The following is an 18,569-nucleotide window of genomic DNA, read 5'->3' as shown; positions in this document are numbered from 1 at the left end:
GCGGTCCTCGGCGTCAGCGAGGGTTCGGCTCAGCCCGGGTGGGTCATCGACAGCAGGTCGAGCTTGGCGTCGAGGACCTCTTCGGTGATCTCTCCGCGCTCGACGTAGCCGAGGTCGATGACGGCCTCACGGACCGTGATGCCCTTGGCCACGGAGTGCTTGGCGATCTTCGCCGCCGCTTCGTAGCCGATGACCTTGTTCAGCGGCGTGACGATCGACGGAGACATCCCGGCGAATGCCTCCGCGCGGGCGACGTTGGCCTCGAGGCCGTCGATGGTCTTGTCAGCCAGCACGCGCATCGCGTTCGAGAGAAGGCGGATCGACTCCAGAAGCGCCGTACCCATGACGGGGATCGCGACGTTCAGCTCGAACGATCCGGACGCGCCCGCCCACGCGACGGTGGCGTCGTTGCCGATGACCCGTGCGCACACCATGAGGGTTGCTTCGGGAACGACGGGGTTGACCTTCCCCGGCATGATCGAGGAGCCGGGCTGCAGGTCGGGGATGTGGAGCTCGCCCAGGCCCGTGTTGGGGCCCGACCCCATCCATCGGATGTCGTTGTTGATCTTCGTGAGCGAGACGGCGATCGTCCGGAGGGCACCGGATGCCTCGACGAGGCCGTCACGGTTGGCCTGGGCCTCGAAGTGGTCCTGCGCCTCGGTGATGGGCAGCTCGGTCTCGGCAGCGAGCAGCTCGATGACCTTCTGCGGGAACCCGAGCGGCGTGTTGATGCCCGTGCCGACGGCCGTGCCACCGAGGGGGACCTCGCCGACGCGGGGGAGGACGGCCTGCACGCGCTCGATGCCGAGGCGCATCTGACGGGCATAGCCACCGAACTCCTGGCCGAGCGTGACGGGCGTGGCATCCATGAGGTGCGTCCGACCGGACTTCACGATGCCCTTCCACGCCTCGGCCTTGGCCTCGAGAGCGACCGAGAGGTGGTCCAGTGCCGGGATGAGGTCGTCGATCAGGGCCTGGGTCACGGCGATGTGGACCGAGGTCGGGAAGACGTCGTTCGACGACTGCGAGGCGTTGACGTGGTCGTTGGGGTGGACCGTCTCGCCGAGGATGCGGGTGGCCAGAGTGGCGAGGACCTCGTTCATGTTCATGTTCGAGGAGGTGCCGCTGCCGGTCTGGTACGTGTCGACGGGGAAGTGCGCGTCGTAATCGCCCTTGATGACCGCGTCGGCGGCCTGCGCGATCGCGTCCGCGATCCGTGGGTCGAGGGTGCCGAGCTCTTTGTTCGCGAGTGCGGCCGCCTTCTTGATGCGGGCGAGTGCCGCGATCTGGGTCGACTCCAGTCCCGAACCCGAGATGGGGAAGTTCTCCACCGCGCGCTGGGTCTGCGCGGCGTAGAGGGCGTCCTTCGGCACCCGCACCTCGCCCATGGTGTCGTGCTCGATGCGGTACTCGATGTCGGTCACGTCGTCGTTCCTCCGGATCGTTTCGTTCGGTCTCAGGCGGCGCGGGATTCGTCCACGTCGCCCACGCTGACGATGGGGACGGCTTCCCCATCGTCGAGTCGGTAGTTGGCGCCCACGACCGCGACCCGGCCCTCGGCCACGGCCTCGGCGATCAACTCGGAGGCCCGCAGCAGGTCGGCGACGGTGTGGCGCAGGTGCTCGCGGCCCACCAGCTCGGCGTCCACGTGCGCGGTCGCCCGGCCGGCGGCGGCCTCTTCCCGGATCACCCGGCGGACGGCCGGCACGATCGGAGCGATCTGGCGCCAGATGTACGGGGGCAGGTTGGGGGCGTCGACGCCGGTGCTGTCGATCGCGGCCCCGACGGCTCCGCACGCGTCGTGCGCGAGGACCACGATCAACGGCACTTCCAGCACGCCCACCGCGTACTCCAGGCTGCCGATGACGGAGTCGGAGATGACCTGTCCGGCGTTGCGGACGACGAACAGGTCGCCCAACCCCTGGTCGAAGATGATCTCGGCCGCGAGGCGGGAGTCGGAGCAGCCGAACAGCGCCGCGTTGGGGTGCTGCTGGTTCGCGAGCTCGGTGCGCCGCTCGACGTCCTGGCGGGGGTGTGCGGGTTCGCCGGAGACGAAGCGGCGGTTGCCCTCGAGCATCTGATTCCACACGGCACGGGGGGTCAAGCGCTCGCTCACGGGGCCTCTCTCAGTTCTCGGATCTGGGCGGTGACGGATGCCGCGGCGATCGCGGTCGTCTCGGGACTCGCGTCGCCGTAGATCAGCACCTGGTCGGGGCCGGCCGGGGTCGACAGCGCGTACGTGATGTTGCCGGCTCTCTCGGGGTCGCTCGGTCGGTAGACGTCCCACTCGATCCCGTCGATCGTGATCGTCTCACTGCTGCGCGCGCCCCCGAGGATCTGCGCCACCCATTCCTCGCCGGTGTTGAGACCCTGCGCGACGCGCACGAATCCGGACTCGCCGGACCGGACGTAGACCATCGTCCACGCCTCGGTTCCGCCCTGTCCTTCGGTCATGGCCTGGTTCACGCGCCAGCCGTCGGGAAGGGCAGGCGACAGGGCGGGGCGGCCGAGGTCGTCGGACAACTCTGCCGCGAGAGCGGGGACGTCGGGTTGGGGGCGCGGAGCCGGTTCGCCTCGCGGGACGGCCGCGATCACCACGAGCACGACGCCCACGGTCACGAGCAGCGCGGCGAGGAGATTGCGGAACGTCTTGCTCGAGCGGTAGCGGCGCGAGGACTCGGCCTTGCGGGCTGCGGTCTCTTCCGGCGTCTCAGGACGGCCGAGTTCGGCGACGACGCGGGCCATCAGGACTCCTCGCCCTCGCCACGGGCTGCATCCAGCCGACGTTTGGCGCCGAGGAGCCACTCCTCGCAGCGGGCCGAGAGGCGTTCGCCGCGTTCCCAGAGCGCCAGGGACTCTTCCAGCGTGGGAGCCCCCTGCTCGAGTTCGGCGACCACGCGGACGAGCTCGTCGCGGGCCTGCTCGAACGACAGGGACGCCACGTCGGCAGGGGAGCCGGAAGGCGTCGCGGTCATGGCATCCATCTTAGGCGCGCCCGTCGGAGGGGCCGCCGTCGGCGGGGGAGTCGGTGGCGTCGATCGCGCCTGTGGAGGAGGCGCCGAAGGCTCCGTCGGCCACGGTCACGATGACGCGCGTGCCCGCCGGCGCCTGGCCGGCGTCGCGCACGATCCCGCCGCCGGCGACCTGCGCGATGGCGTAGCCGCGCGCGAGCGTGGCCTCCGGCGAGAGCGCCCGCAGGGACGCCCGCAGCTCGCGCGTGCGCCGCTCCTCACTCTGCAGCCGCCGGTCGACGATGTCGCGGCCGCGTGTCGCCAGCATCCACACCTCCTGCGCGCGCGCCGTGAGCATCGAGTGCGGCGCGCGAAGGGCGGGGCGGGACCGGAGCTGTTCGAGCTGGGCGATGTCGTGCAGAACCCGCTGGGTGAGCCGACTCGTCAGGCGCGCGCGCAGCTGCGCGACCAGGGCGCGCTGCTCGCTGACGTCCGGCACGATCCGCTTGGCGGCATCCGTCGGGGTGGAGGCGCGCACATCGGCGACGTCGTCCAGCAGAGGACGATCGTTCTCGTGGCCGATCGCGCTGACGATGGGGGTGGATGCCGCTGCCACCGCCCGCACGAGGCGTTCGTCGCTGAAGCCGAGCAGGGTCTGCGGATCGCCTCCTCCGCGCGCGATGACGATGACGTCCACCTCGGGGTCGGCATCCAGCGCCTTCAGCGCCGCGAGGGTCTCGGGCACGCACCGGTCGCCCTGCACCGCGGCATAGCGTGTCCGGAATCGCACCTGTGGCCAGCGCAGCTCGGCGTTGCGGTGCACGTCCTTCTCGGCATCCGAGTTCTCGCCCGTGATGAGGCCGATGCAGTGGGGGAGGAAAGGCAGCTTCTTCTTGCGCGCGGGATCGAACAGGCCCTCGGACCGCAGCTGCACGCGGAGGCGTTCGAGACGCTCGAGCTGCTCGCCGAGACCGACGTGCCGCATCGCCGACACGGCGAAGGAGAAATCACCTGTGCGCGGGAAGTAATCAGCCTTGACGCACGCGACGACGTGATCGCCGACCTGCAGATCTTTGGGCAGACGGGCGAGCGTGCTCGACCAGATCCGGAACGCGACGGTCGACTCGGTGCCGAGGTCTTTCAAACGGCCGAACACGTTGCCGCCGCGACGGTTGAACGAGGTGATCTCGCCCTCGACCCAGACGGACCCCCACCGTTCGATGAAGCCGCGGATCGTGTCGTTCAGGCGCGAGACCGACGTGGGGGCATCGTTGCGGGATTCGCGCGGATGCACGGAGTCGGCCGGGGGCGCCTGGCCCTCGACGGCTTCGGGTCGGAAGGAGGTCATGCTCTCTCGTGTGGGTCGGTGGTGGGCGGTTCGGCCGTCGTCCAGGGGCGCCCCGGTAGAATCGAGGGGTGAGCACACCTGCCGTCCACCTGCCCGTTCCCCGGATCCCGGGTCGACGCGGGCGGCTCCAGGATATCCCCGTCCACGGACAGAAGAAGGTGCTGTTGGCGGCGCCGCGCGGTTACTGCGCGGGTGTCGACCGCGCCGTGATCGCCGTAGAGAAGGCGCTCGAGCGCTACGGCGCCCCGGTGTACGTGCGCAAGCAGATCGTGCACAACATCCACGTCGTGACCGAGCTCGAGAAGAAGGGTGCGATCTTCGTCGAGGAAGTCGACGAGGTGCCCGAGGGCTCGCACGTGGTGTTCAGCGCGCACGGGGTTTCTCCCGCCGTCGTGTCGGCGGCATCCGATCGGCACCTCCAGGCGATCGACGCCACCTGCCCTCTCGTGACCAAGGTGCATCGCGAGGCCGTCCGGTTCGCCCGCGACGACTTCGAGATCCTGCTCATCGGGCACGAGGGGCACGAAGAGGTCGAGGGCACGGCCGGCGAGGCTCCCGAGCACGTCACCGTCGTCAACTCCCCGGAGCACGCCGACACCGTCGAGGTGCGTGACCCGTCGAAGGTCGTCTGGCTTTCGCAGACCACCCTGTCGGTCGACGAGACGATGGAGACCGTCCGTCGTCTGCGGACGCGGTTCCCCGAGCTGCAGGATCCGCCGTCCGACGACATCTGCTACGCCACGCAGAACCGGCAGGTCGCGATCAAGAAGGTCGCCCGCGATGCGGACCTCGTCATCGTCGTGGGGTCGGCCAACTCCTCGAACAGCGTGCGCCTCGTCGAGGTCGCGCTCGAGCACGGCGCGAAGGCCGCGTACCGCGTCGACTACGTCGACGAGGTGCGTCAGGAGTGGCTCGAGGGCGTCGAGACCGTGGGTGTCACCAGCGGCGCGTCGGTTCCCGAGGTGCTCGTCACCGAAGTGCTGCAGGAGCTCGCCGGAGCGGGCTACCGCGACGTCGAAGAGGTCCGCACGGCCGAGGAAGACCTCATGTTCTCGCTTCCGAAGGAACTGCGTCAGGATGCCGCGGGCAAGCGCGACCAGCGCGCCCTGGGCGGCCGGGGTCGCGCGTGAGCGACGGTGACGCCCGCCCGCGTCCGCAGTTCGGCGAGTACGCCACCCCGGAGGAGCAGCGCGCGCGCATCCAGCGCCCCCAGGTGACCGAGGCGTTGGAGGCGGGGGTTGCCCCGCCGCCCGAGCAGGCCGCCGCTCCCTCGGCTGCCTCGACGCGCGCCCGAGGACCGCTCGCCGATCGCGTCGCCACGTTCGTTCTACTGGTGTACGGCCTCGTGTCGGTCATCTCCACGATCGTCCAACTGCTGGACTTCCCGGGGTACGCCGAGCGTGCGGCACAGCTCCTCGGCGTCGACGCCACCTACACAGCCCTCTCGGCGGGTTACGCGTGGGGCGCCGTGGCATCCGTCGTCTACGGTGTCGGCTACCTGATCACGGCCTGGCTGACCTGGCGGCGCCTGCGCCGCGGACGTATCTCCTTCTGGGTGCCGCTCGTCGGTTTCGTCGGGACCACCCTCGTCGCGGGCATCTGCATCACCATCGCCCTCACCGCGGATCCGGCATTCATGTCGGCTCTCACCGGCGCTGTCACGAACTGAACCTTCGGGCCTGGCATCCCGTGTTCTCTTCGACGACAGGAGGGAACCGGCGATGCGAGACGAGCACGCGCAGCTGACCGCGCTGTACGACGCGCACGCCGCCCCGGTCTGGCGTTACGTCGTGAGCCTCACCGGCGACCACGCGGGGGCCGACGACGTCGTGCAGGAGACGCTGCTGCGCGCGTGGCGGACGCCCCGGGTGATGGCCGACGACCCGTCGCGGCTGCGCTCGTGGATGTTCACCGTGGCCCGCAACATCGTCATCGACGATGCCCGCAGCGCGCGCCGCCGACATGAGTTGCCGGTCGACGAGCTCCCCGAGACGGGCGGTGTCGACGACACGGATGCCATGTTCGATGCGCTCCTCGTGGAGGAGGCGTTGGCGACCCTCACGCCCGACCATCGCGCGGTCATCGTGACGGCCTACTACGGCGGTCGCAGCGTCGCGCAGGCGGCGGAGGAACTGGGGATCCCCGCCGGAACGGTGAAGTCGCGCCTGCACTACGCCGTGCGTGCTCTGCGGCTCGCCCTGCAGGAGAGGGGGGTGACGCGATGATGTCCGAGCACGATCGGTTCGCCACCTGGGACGGCGCCTACGTGCTGGGGGCTCTGTCGGCCGCGGATCGCGCGGAGTACGAAAGGCACCTCGAGGACTGCGGGCTGTGCCGCACCGCGGTGGCCGAGCTCGCTCCCACGGCCGGGTTGCTTTCTCGCCTGTCGCCCGAGCGGGCGCGCGCGATCGACGGTGACGAGCCCGCTCTCCGTGCCGCACCGACCTCTCCTGACCCGGCCCTGCTCGGGCGGGTCGTGCGGACGGCGCGTCGCCGTTGGCGCCGCAGGGCCGCGCTGTGGGTCGGCGCCGTGGCCGCGATCCTCACGGTGATCGCGGTGCCCAGCGTGCTGGCGCTCACGAGCACGCCGACGACCACCGTCGGCACCGTCTACGCGCTCGATGACGTGGCGGGAGCACCCCTGGAGGCCTCGGTGAAACTCACGCCGGTCGCCTGGGGCACGCGCATCGATCTCGTATGCCAGTACACGGGAGAAGTGCTGGACGCACCGCCCGGCGGCTGGCCGTACGCCCTCGCCGTCACCGACGACTCCGGCGCGACGACGATGCTGTCGACCTGGCGCGCAGGCCCCGGCTCGAAGACGGAGTTGAGCGCGGGCACCGATGTCTCGGCATCCCAGATCGACTCCATCGAGATCCGTACGGTCGACGGAGACCGTGTGGTCATGCGGCGGGACTTCAGCAACCCCTAACATCGAGGGATGCCGAGCCTCGTCGCCGTCTGCGCCGTTCACGCCCTGCGCCCTGATTCCGGGTCGGTGGGGGTCACCGCCATCGACAAGCGTGCCCTCGAGGGTGCGGTGCGCGTCGGGCCGCTCGGAGTCCGCGCCGACGTTCAGGCCAGCCGTAAGCATCACGGCGGTCCGGACAAAGCGGTGTACGCCTACGCCCAGGACGACGCGGAGTTCTGGGAGAGCGAGCTCGGGCGGGACATGGCGCCGGGGTGGTTCGGCGAGAACCTGCGCGTGGAGGGCATGGATGTCAACAACGCGCGCATCGGGGAGGTATGGCGGATCGGCGACACCGTCCGGCTGGAGGTGACGATGCCCCGGACCCCCTGCGCGACTTTCGCGCGCTGGGTGGGCGGCGCGGCGGCACGCGGGTGGGTCAAGCGGTTCTCCGACGAGGGGCGCCTGGGCGCCTACCTGCGGGTGCGTCGCGCGGGTGACGTCCGCGCCGGCGATCCGGTCGAGGTCGTCTCTTCACCGCCCGACGCCCCCACGGTGCTGGAGCTGTACCGGGGATAGTTCCCCGGGCTGGCGGGTGCGGCGTGCACGGGTGTGCGTGCCCGCTGCGCCGGTGCCTGCCGCGCCGGTGCGCGCCGTGTGTGCGGGTGTGTCCGGTTCGCCGAGACCGCATCCCGCCGACATCTGCGCCGCAGACTGCAGGGGGAATGTCGGCGGGATGATGTCTCGGCGGTGGGAAGTGGAGCAGCGCCGTGACAGCACGAACGCCCCGGCGGTGCCGGGGCGCTCGTGGGAGAGTGTCAGCCCTGCGACTTACCGAAAGAACCCAGCTGCTTGGTGGCCTCGACGACGCGCACGGCCATCGCCGACTCGGCGACCTTGCCCCACGCGCGCGGGTCGTACTGCTTCTTGTTTCCGACCTCGCCGTCGATCTTCAGGACGCCGTCGTAGTTGGAGAACATGTACCCGGCGATCGACCGCGTGAACGCGTACTGGGTGTCGGTGTCGATGTTCATCTTCACGACGCCGTTGGAGACGGCCAGCGCGATCTCCTCATCGGTGGAGCCGCTGCCGCCGTGGAAGACGAGGTCGAGCGGCTTGGGGCCCGTGCCGAACTTGGCAGCGATGCCCTCCTGGATCTCACCGAGAAGCTCCGGGCGGAGCTTGACGCCGCCGGGCTTGTACACGCCGTGGACGTTGCCGAAGGTGAGGGCGGAGATGTACCGACCGTTCTCGCCCAGGCCGAGACGCTCGACGGCCTTCGTGACGTCGGCGACCGTCGTGTAGAGCGCCTCGTTGGAGCCCTCGTGCGCGACGCCGTCCTCCTCGCCGCCGACCACGCCGACCTCGATCTCGAGGATGGCGTGGATGTTGTTCAGGCGGGGGAGCAGCTCGGCGGCGATGTCGATGTTCTCGTCGAGCGGAACGGCGGAACCGTCCCACATGTGCGACTGGAAGATCGGGTTGCGGCCGGCCTTGACCTCTTCCTCGGATGCCTCGAGGAGGGGGATCACGAACCCGGGCAGAGCGTCCTTCGGGCAGTGGTCGGTGTGCAGGGCGACCGTTACGGGATAGTTCTTGGCGACCTCGGTGACGTACTTGGCGAACGCGAGTGCGCCTGTCGCGCGGGCCTTCACGGTGTGGCCGGCGAAGTAGTCGGCGCCGCCCGTGGTGACCTGAAGAATGCCGTCGGAGCCGGCTTCGGTCAGGCCCTGGAGCACGGCATTGATGGTCTGCGAGCTGGAGACGTTGATCGCGGGGTAGGCGAAGCTGCCGGCCTTGGCGCGGTCGAGCATCTCGGCGTACTGCTCAGGGGTGGCGACGGGCATGGAGGTGCTCCTTGGTCGTGACTGGGACACCGTCACTCTAGCGAAGGCGGTGGATCGTGACCGCGGTGGAGGTCAAGGAACAGGGTGGTTCTCCTCATCCGTAAAGAATCGCGATTCCTTCGTCCCGCGAGCAGTGAAATCCCCCGATTATCACAACCGGCGTGGCTACAGTGGGCCACATGGTGAGCCTGACGTCCGACATGAGTCCCTTGCATCCCGATCGGAACCTGGCTCTCGAGCTGGTGAGGGCGACCGAGGCGGCGGCGATCCGCGCGGTTCCGTTCATCGGTCGTGGCGCCAAAGAGGCCGCCGACGGTGCGGCCGTCGACGCGATGCGCGCGTTCTTCAGCACCGTCAACTTCGACGGCACGATCGTCATCGGTGAGGGCGAGAAGGACAACGCGCCCATGCTGTACAACGGCGAGCGAGTGGGCAACGGCAAGGGGCCCCAGTGCGACGTCGCGGTCGACCCGATCGACGGAACGTCGTTGACGGCCGCCGGACGGCAGAACGCCCTGTCGGTCATCGCGGTGTCCGACCACGGGTCGATGCTCGACGCGTCCAGCGTCTTCTACATGGACAAGCTCGTCACCGGCCCCGCCGGCGTCGGCGTCGTCGACATCCGCCTCCCCATCGGGGAGAACATCCGCCTCCTGGCGAAGGCGCTCGGGAAGCCGGTCGACGAGATCGTCGTGTCGGTCCTCAACCGCCCCCGCCATGAGCAGCTCATCGCCGACATCCGTGAAGCGGGCGCCGGAACGCGCCTCATGAGCGACGGCGACGTCGCGGGCGGTATCAATGCGGCACGCCACAACGCCCGCACCGACATGTGCGTCGGTATCGGCGGCAGCCCGGAAGGGATCGTCACGGCGTGCGCGATCAAGGCTCTCGGCGGACACATCCAGGGCGTGCTCGCGCCGCGTGACGACGACGAGAAGGAGAAGGGTCGCGACGCCGGTCTCCACGTCGACGGCGAGGTGTACGAAGCGGACGGCCTCGTGAGGGGCAAGAACACGATCTTCGTCGCCACGGGTGTGACCGACGGCCAGCTCGTGCAGGGAGTCCGGCGGGACGGCGGCTTCATCTACACCGAAAGCGTCGTGCTGCGCGGGGCATCCGGGACGCTCCGCAGGATCTCGTCCGAGCACCTGACCTCGAAGTGGCTCTGACGCCTCGTCGGCGCGAGAATCCATCGGGCTGGTAAACACGCGGCGGGATGTCACGGGGACGCCAGCCCGCTGAAGCCTCGCGGGTTGTTGCGGCCCCTCGTGCGGCGGCGCACCGGAACGGGCGACAGTTCGCAGGTACAGCCGGGCGTGTCGTTGCGCAAGTGTGACGCGTTCCCGAACGGGCCTCTGGCAGAATCGTGTGCAGTGTCAACGGCGACGCTGTGTTCTTCCGAGACCCGAAGGGGGATCGTTTCATGGCAGCTCCGACGAACTCGACCGCACCTCAGACGGGTGCGCAGGCGGTGATCGCGAGCGCCGTCGACCCCGCGCGACGTCCCGACGTGCTCCTGCGCAAGCGTCGTGCCGAGGGCCACGAGATCAGCGCGTGGTGGATGATCGGAGCCTTCGTCGTCGTCTCCGCCGCCGTGGTGAGCCTGCTCAGTTGGGTGCCGGGCGGTTCTTGAGCCTCGCCGCCGTTCAAGTGTCCTGACGGAGGCCCGCGCGCTCGCGCACGGCACCGAGATCGGCCTGAGTGACGCCGTGCCCTTCCGCGTCGCCCCGAGATGACTCGTCTCCCTCGGAAAGCTCGAGCAGTTCCGGGGCCGTCCACCGGCGCGGTGCGGCCTCGAGCGTTGGAGGCGCCGCCACGGCGTCGAGCTTCGTCTCGTCGATGCCGGGGAACTTCCGCGCCGTGACCAGAACCCGCGACTCGAGCGAGCCCGCGAACTTGTTGTAGCTGTCGACGGTCCGCTCCAGCGCGCGCCGCAGATCGCCGGCGTGTGAGGCCAGCACCCCGACCCGCTCGTAGAGCTCGGTGCCGAGAGCGAACAGGGTGCGTGCCTCATCGGACACGTCATTCTGCGTCCAGGTGAACGCGACGGTCTTCAGAACCGCCCAGAGGTTCACGGGGGAGGCCAGCGCCACGCGGCGGGTGAAGGCGTATTCGAGAAGCGTCGGGTCTTCCTCGAGCGCTGCCGAGAGCAGCGACTCGCTGGGGAGGAAGCAGATGACGAACTCCGGGCTGCTCGGAAGCCCCGCCCAGTAGGTCTTGCGGGCGAGCGCATCGACATGAGCGCGCACGGCCTTCGTGTGCTTCGCCAGCAGAGTGGCGCGCCGAGCCCCCTCGTCGCCCGTGGCGGTCACGGCGATCGCGCTGGCCTGGAGATACGCGTCGAGGGGGACCTTGGCATCCACCGCCAGCGCCTTGCCCCCGGGGAGCCGCACGATCATGTCGGGTCGGCCGGCTCCGGCGTCGGAGGAGATGGACGCCTGCAGATCGAAGTCGACGTAGCGGGTGAGGCCCGCAGCTTCGACGACACGACGAAGCTGCGTCTCGCCCCACACACCGCGCGTGCTTCCCGACCGCATCGCCGATGCCAGTGCTTCGGTCGTCGAGCGCAGCGCTTCGTCGGATTCGCGCGAGAGCCTCAGCTGCTCTCCGAGGGCGGAGTACTGCTCGACACGGTCACGTTCGAGTCCATCGACCTTTCGCTGCATCGCGTCGAGCGTCTCGCGCACGGGGTCGAGAGCGCGCAGCACGGTCTGTTCGCGGCGTTCGCGCTCTTCACGGGCGGCCTGATCGGCGCGCGTCTGCCCGAGGAGATCGCGGTACAGCGTGGTCTGGTGGTCGAGCTGCGACTGGACGCCCGCTCGCGCGGCGTCGGCCGCTGCCACACGTGCAGCGAGATCGACGCGTTCGGCGGCGGCGCGCGAGGTCGTACGGGCGGTGCCGAAGAACCAGCCGGCGGCGGCTCCGACCGCGAGGGCGAGGATCACGAGGATCAGGGCGATGGCATCCATGGGGTCAGTGTGCCGCAGGCCCCCGACATCGGCCGCAGGTGCCCCTCGGATCTCGAGCGTGTCAGGCGACCGCGCGCTCGAGTCGCGTTTCGGGCGTGATCTGAGAAATGCGGACGCCGAGGTGGGCGGCCAGGGCGTGCACGTCTGCGGCTCCCGCTCGGCGGGCGCAGTCGATCGTGATCTCCGCGCAGGCGACCGCGTCGGCCAGGGCGTCGTGATGCGCGAACGGTGAACAGCCCGCCTCCGCGGCGACCAGGGGCAGTCGGTACGAATCCAGCGTGTAGGTCCTTCGCGACATCTGCACGCTGCACATGTAGCGGTACGGAGGACATTCGTCGCCCGTCGCGGCACACGCACGCCGCAGGACGGACATGTCGAAACCCGCGTTGTGGGCGACGAGAACGTCGGCGCCGGCGAACGCGGTCAGCCGCGCGAGCTGGGTGGTCCAGTCGGGAGCGTTCACGACGTCGGACGCACGGATGCCATGGATGCCGACATTGATCGCCGCGAACGTGTTATGGCCGGCAGGCGGCTTGATGAGCCACGCGGCGGTGGCGACGACGCGGCCGTTGCGTACACGGGCGAGGCCCACCGCGCACGCAGACGCACCGCTGGAGTTCGCCGTTTCGAAGTCGATCGCGGTGAAATCCAGTGCCACGGGTCCACCCTGCGACGCGCTCGCCGCGGTGCCGGGGAGGCGCGCCGCGTTCCCGCCGAGTGGCGCTTCGGTCGCGGCGATGTGTTGTGGTGCGCGTTGGGTCGTGCCAGGTGGCGCGACTCGGGGGGAGGGGGCGCGGCGGGTTTCCTCGAGTGGTGCTTCGGTCGCGGCGATGTGTTGTGGTGCGCGTTGGGTCGTGCAAGGTGGCGCGACTCTGGGGGCGGGGGGTGCGGCGGGTTTCCTCGAGTGGTGCTTCGGTCGCGGCGATGTGTTGTGGTGCGCGTTGCGTCGTGCCAGGTGGCGCGACTCGGGGGGAGCGGGGCGTGGTGGTTGCGCCGGCAGGGTGCTTTGGTCGCGGCGATGTGTTGTGGTGCGCGTTGGGTCGTGCAAAGTGGCGCGACTCGGGGGGAGGGGGGCGTGGCGGTTACGCCGACAGGGTGCTTCGGTAGCGGCGATATGTCGTCATCGGCGTTGGGTCGTGCAAAGTTGCGCGAGGTGGCGGCGGCGTAGGGTCGAGGCATGACGGAGAGCCGGAAGTCGACGTCGTTCGGGCAGGCGGCCGCGGCCTACGAGTCGGGGCGACCGCAGTATCCCGCCGAGGCGGTCGCCTGGATGCTTGCGCCGGTACGGGAACCGGGCCGGGCGCTTCGCGTCGCCGACGTGGGGGCGGGCACCGGGAAACTCACCCGCGCCGTCGTCGAGCTCGGTGCCGACGTGGTCGCCATCGACCCGGATGCCGACATGCTCGCGTCGTTGCGCGAGAACGTCCGGGGTGTCCCCACGTTCGTCGGGGCCGCCGAGGGCCTGCCGCTGCCCGACCACGCCCTCGACGCCGTAGTCATGGGTCAGGCATGGCATTGGGTGGATCCGGATGCCGGCTCCCGTGAGATCGGCCGCGTGTTGCGCAGCGGCGGGGTGCTTGGGCTGATCTGGAACATCCGCGATGAGCGCGTCGACTGGGTTCGCCGTTTGACCGCGGCGATGGGCGGCTCCAACGCCGAGGTGCTCCTGGCCACCACCGGCCCGCGCGTCGCCGAGCCCTTCGCCGACCTCGAGCACCGGTCGTGGTCGTGGAGCCGCCGCATCACGCTCCCGCAGCTGCGCGACCTCGTCTTCTCGCGGAGCGACATCATCACAGCGAGCCCGGAGGAACGTGCGCGCATCGATGCGGCGGTCGACGGGGTCGTGGCATCCGTTCCGGAACTCGCCGACGGGGGAGCGGTCGACCTGCCCTACGTCACTCACGCCTTCCGCGCGCACCGTCCCTGACGCCGTGGGAGTGCTGCGCGCCGGGTAACCTGGACTCCCGTGGCTCTTACCATCGGAATCGTCGGCCTTCCCAATGTCGGAAAGTCGACCCTCTTCAACGCCCTGACCAAGAACTCGGTGCTCGCGGCGAACTACCCGTTCGCGACGATCGAGCCCAACGTCGGGGTCGTGAACCTTCCCGATGCGCGGCTGCAGAAGCTCGCCGACGTCTTCGGCAGCGAGCGTCTCGTGCCCGCCGCGGTGTCGTTCGTCGACATCGCCGGGATCGTGCGCGGTGCCAGCGAGGGTGAGGGCCTCGGCAACCAGTTCCTCGCCAACATCCGTGAGGCGGATGCCATCGCCCAGGTCGTCCGCGGGTTCGCCGACGACGACGTGGTCCACGTCGACGGGCAGGTGAACCCCGCCAGCGACATGGAGACCATCAACGCCGAGCTGCAGCTCGCCGACCTCCAGACGCTCGAGAAGGCGATCACGCGGTACGAGAAGGAGGTCAAGGGCAAGAAGCTCGACCCCTCGGTGCTCGAGACGGCCAAAGCGGCGGAGGATGCGCTCCAGCGCGGACAGCTGCTGTCGGCATCCGGTCTGGACCTCTCCCCGATCCGCGAGCTGGGTCTCCTGACCGCCAAGCCCTTCATCTTCGTTTTCAACGTCGACGAGGCCGTGCTCACCGACCAGGCCCGCAAGGACGAGCTCTCCGCGCTCGTCGCGCCCGCGAAGGCCGTGTTCCTGGATGCCAAGATCGAGTCGGAACTGATCGACCTCGACCCCGAGGATGCCGCCGAACTGCTGGCATCCACCGGTCAGGACGAGTCGGGCCTCGACCAGCTCGCCCGCATCGGCTTCGACACGCTCGGGCTCCAGACCTACCTCACCGCGGGTCCGAAGGAAGCGCGCGCCTGGACGATCGGCAAGGGCTGGAAGGCCCCGCAGGCCGCCGGTGTCATCCACACCGACTTCGAGAAGGGCTTCATCAAGGCCGAGGTCATCTCGTTCGCCGACCTCGTCGAGCTCGGCTCGGTTGCCGAGGCGCGCGCGAAGGGCAAGGCGCGCCTCGAGGGCAAGGACTACGTCATGCAGGACGGCGACGTGGTGGAGTTCCGCTTCAACAACTGAGGCCCTCTCAGCGTCCACGGCCCCGCTCGATCTTTCGGATCGAGCGGGGCCTTCGCATTACTCCCGGCCGTCGGCGGCTTCCCGGCCGACAGAATCGGATCGGAAGAATCGGGCGCGAGGGTCCCTGGCGAAACGAGAGTGGACGGCGAAGGGAGTCACATGATCGAGGTCCTCAACCGCCTGGCCGACGAAATCGAGAATCGCCTGGTCGACGAGATCGACATCGACGCGCTCGCCGCGTCGATGGGGACGACGGGCTACCACTCGCGACGGATGTTCTCGGCACTCGCGGGAATGCCGATATCGGAGTACGTGCGTCGGCGGCGGATGACAGTCGCTGCGTCGGACGTGATCGGCGGTGAAGATCTGCTGACGATCGCCGTGCGCTTCGGATATGGATCGGTCGAGGCCTTCGGGAGAGCGTTCCGGTCTGTGCACGGCGTGAGCCACGGCGATGTCCGCCGCGACGGTGGCCCCCTTCGAATCCAACCCACCCTCAGGTTCCGCCTGACCGTTGAAGGGAGCTCCGTCATGGATGCCCGAATCATCGAACGCCCCGCCTTCCGCCTCGTCGGTCACGCCGCGCGTGTACCGCTCATTCACCGGGGCAGCAACCCGCACATTCAGCAGCACATCGCGTCACTGCCGCCCGAGGAACACGGACGACTCAAGCTGCTCAGCGGGACGGATCCGCGGGGGCTCCTCCAGGTCAGTGCCGACATCGATCCCGACTACGCGGAGGGGAGCGAACTGACCTACCTGCACGGTGTCGCCGTTGAGGCGGACGCGCCTGTTGCTGCGGATCTCGACGTCATCGAGGTGGCCGCCGGCGCGTGGGTCGTCTTCCGTACGTCTGGTCCATACCCATCCGCCCTCCAAGAGGCGTACGCGGCATCTGCTGCCGACTGGTTCCCGTCCAACCCATGGCGGCTGCGTCACGGACCGTCGATCGTGGCAATCCTCGATCGTGCAGACGACTTCAGCACGGCGACGAGCGAATTGTGGTTCCCGGTCGAGCGTGCGTGAGCGCCCTCGGGCCCCGGCTTCGCGAAGTGCGAGCTGGGGCCAGAGGTTGCTCGGTGACGTAACGTCGTGGAGTTCCGCTTCAACAACTGACATCTCATGCAGCGGGCGCCACTATGGTCAAGGTGATAGATAGCCCGCCCGAGCGCGCATTCGCCGATTTGGAGCGAATCGTTGACACGGACGGCTGGGCGATCAGACACGTACTCGGGACGCGTCGGCCGCACCGTTCTCTTACACGGTCGGTCTCACTGCGCGAGGGTGGCACGAACTCGTGATCACAGGTCTGCCAGCAGACATTGCTGACGTGTTCATCCGGAATGCGGCGGACGAACTGCCACGCAGCGTGTCCTCCGTCAAGGACTCGACCCACCGGGTCACCGCGCCGCGCCGATCAGGGCCGGCGAGGGAGGCTGTGCTCGGACCCAGCCCACGAGCTCCTCGACCTCGTCGCCGCGCTGGTCGAGCAGCGAGAGTACGATCACTTCCCGGCGATGAGCATCGGCGACGCCGGACTCTAAAGGTCGGAGAAATCATCCGCCGGGAGGTGGATCGAGACGACGGTGTCGCCTTCGAGGATCAGCGAGATGAACTGGCGGCCGACCTCGCCCGGCCGCTCCAGCGACGTCGTCCCCGGCGCGTCGCGGACGTCGAGGCGGAGCTCCGTGGAGTCGAAGCCGTTCACCGCGCCCGCGGCGATGGCATCCGCCCGCGTGGATCCGACTCCGATGCCCTGCGTCGTTCGGATCGGGTGACCGGCGACGGTGGACGCGGACACGAAGACGTGGCTGCCGTTCTCGGAGCCGTCGTTGGGCACACTCAGCTGGAGTCCCGGCCACTTCCAGACCGTCTGCTGAAAGTCATATCCGTTGACGACTTCGCTGGACGACTCCGTCGGTTCGCTTTCGAGCGCGCCCGCCCACGCGTCCTTCGCTCCTCGGGCGTAGGGGAGGGGCGCGGAGCCGCCCTCGACCGTCGCGTCGTCGAGGGTGACGATCAGGGCTGCGGCGCTCGTGGGCGTTGGGGCTGCAGCGGGAGCGGTCGCGCTGGCGGAGGGCGTCGGGGACGGCGTCTGCGCTGCCGACACCGTCGGGGTCGGCGGCGGCGGTGTGCAGGCCGAAAGAGAAAGGGCGAGAGCGAGGGGAACGGCGACGAGGAAGGGGATGCGGCGCACATCACGACCGTACACAGGTCGCCCTCGTGTCACGGGCCGCAGCACCGTTCGAGCCAGGGGCGCGGATGAACCCCTGGCGCCGACCACTTCGCCGGTGTCACCATCGGCCATGACCTTCGCCGTCGTCTCCGTCCACTCTCCCAAACCCGAGTACCGCGCCGCGGTGATCGACTCGATGCAGCGGTACAGCCGGGTGGCGCGCGAACAACCCGGCCTGGAATGGACCGGCGTCATCGACGACGCGAGCGGTCGTCTGGTCGGGATCGCGCTGTGGGAGTCGGAGGACTCCGCCGTCGCCGCCCGGCCCGCGCTGATGGCGGAGGTGGGCGACGACCCGTTCGAGATGTGGGACGAGCGCCCCATCGACGGGCTGCGGGGCGCGGTCGTCTGACGTGCGCACGTCGGGCCCCCGGTCACATGACCGGGGGCCCGACGGCGGGCGTGTCAGCCGCCGATCGGCGTCGGGTTCGTCGGGTTCGGGGGAACGGGCAGCGAACCGTTGATGCGGTTCTGTGCCTGGCACTGGCTCGTGCAGTTCGTCGCTCCGGCTGACAGCTCGATGGCATCCTCGCCGAGCACGCCGCCCAGTCGGCCGCCCGACGTGACGGTCCACTTCGTGACCGTGGCATCCTGATACGTCTTCGTCGCCACCTGCGGGCTGTCCTTGCCGAGGAGCATCTGGTGGGCGTCGGGCCCGGAGGCGACGGCATCCACGCCATTGCCGAAGTTGATCTTGCCGGTGTACTGGTTCACGAAGTAGAACAGGCCGGGGCCGAGCGTGTGGACGAGCTCGACGGGAGCGGTGAACTCCGGCTCCATCTGGAAGATGCCGCCCTGGGCGCCGTCCTTCGCCTGGATCTTCAGCTTGCCTCCGGCGGTGGTGAAGATCGCGACGAGTGTGTCGTCGCGCACCTCGAGGCTCGATAGGCGGGTGCCCGCTCGCTGCGCCGCAGTCAGGGTCGGCACCTTCGACGCGAAGACGACCGTCGGGCTCGTCACCATGCGCTGCGTGTCGGCGGCGCCGGTGAGGGTGTAGTCGTAGACGCCGAGGGTGGCGGGATCGATCGTGAAGCGGTTGTTCTTGCCGCTGACGGTGATCTTGCCCGAGACGGTCACGTCCCTGAGCTTGGCATCCTTGCCCGGTGCGGGGTTGTACGTGGTGCCGTTGACGGTGACGGCGTAGTCGCCACCCGTCGAGGTCGTCTTCGCCTGCGCCGCCGCGGGGAAGAGGAGACCGGATGCCGCGACCAGGGCGGCCGCGAGGACCGCCGTGGTGCGGGTGAGGGTCGAGCTGCTCATGGATGCCTCG

Annotated in this window: 21 protein-coding genes and 1 pseudogene; 12 read left to right on the top strand and 10 right to left on the bottom strand. The window is 69.4% G+C overall.

All coding sequences use genetic code 11. The features are described 5' to 3' along the window. Window positions 1-29: 29 nt before the first annotated feature. The 5 genes from ABC271_RS10915 to xseA are packed head-to-tail and all read right to left on the bottom strand — an operon-like array spanning window position 30 to window position 4,299. Window positions 30-1,424: a class II fumarate hydratase gene (locus ABC271_RS10915; protein ID WP_412924894.1), complete on the bottom strand. Its 1,395-nt coding sequence runs from the start codon at window positions 1,422-1,424 to the stop codon at window positions 30-32. Window positions 1,425-1,456: 32 nt separating this feature from the next. Next, entirely contained in the window at window positions 1,457-2,116 is a 660-nt protein-coding gene (locus ABC271_RS10910) for a carbonic anhydrase (protein WP_412924893.1), read from the bottom strand. Then, window positions 2,113-2,745 carry a DUF4245 family protein gene (locus ABC271_RS10905; protein WP_412924892.1) on the bottom strand — a complete coding sequence of 211 codons (633 nt, stop codon included), beginning with the start codon at window positions 2,743-2,745 and terminating at the stop codon, window positions 2,113-2,115. The genes ABC271_RS10910 and ABC271_RS10905 overlap by 4 nt, the downstream gene beginning before the upstream one ends. Then, the gene (locus ABC271_RS10900; RefSeq protein ID WP_412924891.1) at window positions 2,745-2,984 is read right to left on the bottom strand and encodes an exodeoxyribonuclease VII small subunit; all 240 of its coding nucleotides are present in this window, start codon (window positions 2,982-2,984) and stop codon (window positions 2,745-2,747) included. The genes ABC271_RS10905 and ABC271_RS10900 overlap by 1 nt, the downstream gene beginning before the upstream one ends. 1 nt (window position 2,985) lies before the next feature. Next, window positions 2,986-4,299: an exodeoxyribonuclease VII large subunit gene (gene xseA / locus ABC271_RS10895; RefSeq protein ID WP_412924890.1), complete on the bottom strand. Its 1,314-nt coding sequence runs from the start codon at window positions 4,297-4,299 to the stop codon at window positions 2,986-2,988. Window positions 4,300-4,388: 89 nt separating this feature from the next. Between xseA and ABC271_RS10890 the strand changes: the two genes are divergently transcribed. From ABC271_RS10890 to ABC271_RS10870, 5 genes are read left to right on the top strand one after another with little or no spacing between them, the layout of a single operon-like run. Further along, window positions 4,389-5,429: a 4-hydroxy-3-methylbut-2-enyl diphosphate reductase gene (locus ABC271_RS10890; RefSeq protein ID WP_412926135.1), complete on the top strand. Its 1,041-nt coding sequence runs from the start codon at window positions 4,389-4,391 to the stop codon at window positions 5,427-5,429. Further along, window positions 5,426-5,968, top strand: coding sequence for a DUF6264 family protein (locus ABC271_RS10885; RefSeq protein WP_412924889.1), 543 nt, complete (start codon window positions 5,426-5,428; stop codon window positions 5,966-5,968). The genes ABC271_RS10890 and ABC271_RS10885 overlap by 4 nt, the downstream gene beginning before the upstream one ends. Before the next feature lie 52 nt (window positions 5,969-6,020). Continuing rightward, window positions 6,021-6,524, top strand: coding sequence for a sigma-70 family RNA polymerase sigma factor (locus tag ABC271_RS10880; RefSeq protein WP_412924888.1), 504 nt, complete (start codon window positions 6,021-6,023; stop codon window positions 6,522-6,524). Beyond that, window positions 6,521-7,231, top strand: coding sequence for an anti-sigma factor family protein (locus tag ABC271_RS10875; protein ID WP_412924887.1), 711 nt, complete (start codon window positions 6,521-6,523; stop codon window positions 7,229-7,231). The genes ABC271_RS10880 and ABC271_RS10875 overlap by 4 nt, the downstream gene beginning before the upstream one ends. Before the next feature lie 9 nt (window positions 7,232-7,240). Continuing rightward, window positions 7,241-7,786, top strand: coding sequence for an MOSC domain-containing protein (locus tag ABC271_RS10870; RefSeq protein WP_412924886.1), 546 nt, complete (start codon window positions 7,241-7,243; stop codon window positions 7,784-7,786). 239 nt (window positions 7,787-8,025) lie between these two features. On the opposite strand, the gene fbaA is transcribed toward ABC271_RS10870, so the two are convergent. After that, a complete protein-coding gene (fbaA, locus tag ABC271_RS10865) occupies window positions 8,026-9,054 on the bottom strand; it encodes a class II fructose-bisphosphate aldolase (protein WP_412924885.1) in 1,029 nt (342 codons plus the stop codon). Between the two features lie 179 nt (window positions 9,055-9,233). Here fbaA and glpX point away from each other — a divergent pair, with 179 nt between their 5' ends. After that, window positions 9,234-10,223: a class II fructose-bisphosphatase gene (gene glpX, locus ABC271_RS10860; RefSeq protein ID WP_412924884.1), complete on the top strand. Its 990-nt coding sequence runs from the start codon at window positions 9,234-9,236 to the stop codon at window positions 10,221-10,223. A gap of 254 nt (window positions 10,224-10,477) precedes the next feature. Continuing rightward, a complete protein-coding gene (locus ABC271_RS10855; RefSeq protein ID WP_412924883.1) occupies window positions 10,478-10,687 on the top strand; it encodes a UDP-N-acetylmuramyl pentapeptide phosphotransferase in 210 nt (69 codons plus the stop codon). A gap of 13 nt (window positions 10,688-10,700) precedes the next feature. On the opposite strand, the gene ABC271_RS10850 is transcribed toward ABC271_RS10855, so the two are convergent. Further along, on the bottom strand, window positions 10,701-12,023 hold the full coding sequence (locus ABC271_RS10850; RefSeq protein ID WP_412924882.1) for a DNA recombination protein RmuC: 1,323 nt from the start codon (window positions 12,021-12,023) through the stop codon (window positions 10,701-10,703). A gap of 61 nt (window positions 12,024-12,084) precedes the next feature. Next, window positions 12,085-12,681 carry a 3'-5' exonuclease gene (locus tag ABC271_RS10845; RefSeq protein WP_412924881.1) on the bottom strand — a complete coding sequence of 199 codons (597 nt, stop codon included), beginning with the start codon at window positions 12,679-12,681 and terminating at the stop codon, window positions 12,085-12,087. A gap of 519 nt (window positions 12,682-13,200) precedes the next feature. On the opposite strand from ABC271_RS10845, the gene ABC271_RS10840 reads away from it, so the two are divergent. The 4 genes and pseudogenes from ABC271_RS10840 to ABC271_RS10825 all read left to right on the top strand — a co-directional run. After that, window positions 13,201-13,950 carry a class I SAM-dependent methyltransferase gene (locus tag ABC271_RS10840; protein WP_412924880.1) on the top strand — a complete coding sequence of 250 codons (750 nt, stop codon included), beginning with the start codon at window positions 13,201-13,203 and terminating at the stop codon, window positions 13,948-13,950. A gap of 39 nt (window positions 13,951-13,989) precedes the next feature. Further along, window positions 13,990-15,063: a redox-regulated ATPase YchF gene (ychF, locus tag ABC271_RS10835; RefSeq protein ID WP_412924879.1), complete on the top strand. Its 1,074-nt coding sequence runs from the start codon at window positions 13,990-13,992 to the stop codon at window positions 15,061-15,063. Window positions 15,064-15,222: 159 nt separating this feature from the next. After that, window positions 15,223-16,089 carry an AraC family transcriptional regulator gene (locus ABC271_RS10830; protein ID WP_412924878.1) on the top strand — a complete coding sequence of 289 codons (867 nt, stop codon included), beginning with the start codon at window positions 15,223-15,225 and terminating at the stop codon, window positions 16,087-16,089. A gap of 184 nt (window positions 16,090-16,273) precedes the next feature. Next, window positions 16,274-16,426 (top strand): annotated as a pseudogene (locus ABC271_RS10825) (DUF4262 domain-containing protein); the annotation flags it as partial. A 177-nt stretch (window positions 16,427-16,603) separates the two neighbouring features. Here ABC271_RS10825 and ABC271_RS10820 read toward each other — a convergent pair. Next, window positions 16,604-17,260, bottom strand: a complete 657-nt coding sequence (locus ABC271_RS10820; protein ID WP_412924877.1) for a hypothetical protein — start codon at window positions 17,258-17,260, stop codon at window positions 16,604-16,606. Between the two features lie 109 nt (window positions 17,261-17,369). Between ABC271_RS10820 and ABC271_RS10815 the strand changes: the two genes are divergently transcribed. Continuing rightward, window positions 17,370-17,651 (top strand): hypothetical protein, encoded by a 282-nt coding sequence (locus ABC271_RS10815; RefSeq protein WP_412924876.1) that lies wholly within the window; start codon window positions 17,370-17,372, stop codon window positions 17,649-17,651. Window positions 17,652-17,704: 53 nt separating this feature from the next. Here the strand turns inward: ABC271_RS10815 and ABC271_RS10810 are convergent, their stop codons facing one another. After that, window positions 17,705-18,559, bottom strand: a complete 855-nt coding sequence (locus ABC271_RS10810; protein WP_412924875.1) for a hypothetical protein — start codon at window positions 18,557-18,559, stop codon at window positions 17,705-17,707. Window positions 18,560-18,569 lie beyond the last annotated feature (10 nt).

Source organism: Microbacterium canaveralium (assembly GCF_047238045.1).
Lineage (GTDB): Bacteria > Actinomycetota > Actinomycetes > Actinomycetales > Microbacteriaceae > Microbacterium.
Note: the sequence above shows the minus strand (reverse complement) of the source record. Positions and strands in the feature narration are given on the sequence as shown.

Bases quoted from the DNA above. Each gene is read 5' to 3' on its own strand.
- ABC271_RS10905 (WP_412924892.1), bottom strand. From the start codon at position 2,745: ATGGCCCGCGTCGTCGCCGAACTCGGCCGTCCTGAGACGCCGGAAGAG.
- ABC271_RS10900 (WP_412924891.1), bottom strand. From the start codon at position 2,984: ATGGATGCCATGACCGCGACGCCTTCCGGCTCCCCTGCCGACGTGGCG.
- xseA (WP_412924890.1), bottom strand. From the start codon at position 4,299: ATGACCTCCTTCCGACCCGAAGCCGTCGAGGGCCAGGCGCCCCCGGCC.
- ABC271_RS10880 (WP_412924888.1), top strand. From the start codon at position 6,021: ATGCGAGACGAGCACGCGCAGCTGACCGCGCTGTACGACGCGCACGCC.
- ABC271_RS10875 (WP_412924887.1), top strand. From the start codon at position 6,521: ATGATGTCCGAGCACGATCGGTTCGCCACCTGGGACGGCGCCTACGTG.
- ABC271_RS10870 (WP_412924886.1), top strand. From the start codon at position 7,241: ATGCCGAGCCTCGTCGCCGTCTGCGCCGTTCACGCCCTGCGCCCTGAT.
- fbaA (WP_412924885.1), bottom strand. From the start codon at position 9,054: ATGCCCGTCGCCACCCCTGAGCAGTACGCCGAGATGCTCGACCGCGCC.
- glpX (WP_412924884.1), top strand. From the start codon at position 9,234: ATGGTGAGCCTGACGTCCGACATGAGTCCCTTGCATCCCGATCGGAAC.
- ABC271_RS10855 (WP_412924883.1), top strand. From the start codon at position 10,478: ATGGCAGCTCCGACGAACTCGACCGCACCTCAGACGGGTGCGCAGGCG.
- ABC271_RS10850 (WP_412924882.1), bottom strand. From the start codon at position 12,023: ATGGATGCCATCGCCCTGATCCTCGTGATCCTCGCCCTCGCGGTCGGA.
- ABC271_RS10840 (WP_412924880.1), top strand. From the start codon at position 13,201: ATGACGGAGAGCCGGAAGTCGACGTCGTTCGGGCAGGCGGCCGCGGCC.
- ABC271_RS10830 (WP_412924878.1), top strand. From the start codon at position 15,223: ATGATCGAGGTCCTCAACCGCCTGGCCGACGAAATCGAGAATCGCCTG.
- ABC271_RS10815 (WP_412924876.1), top strand. From the start codon at position 17,370: ATGACCTTCGCCGTCGTCTCCGTCCACTCTCCCAAACCCGAGTACCGC.
- ABC271_RS10810 (WP_412924875.1), bottom strand. From the start codon at position 18,559: ATGAGCAGCTCGACCCTCACCCGCACCACGGCGGTCCTCGCGGCCGCC.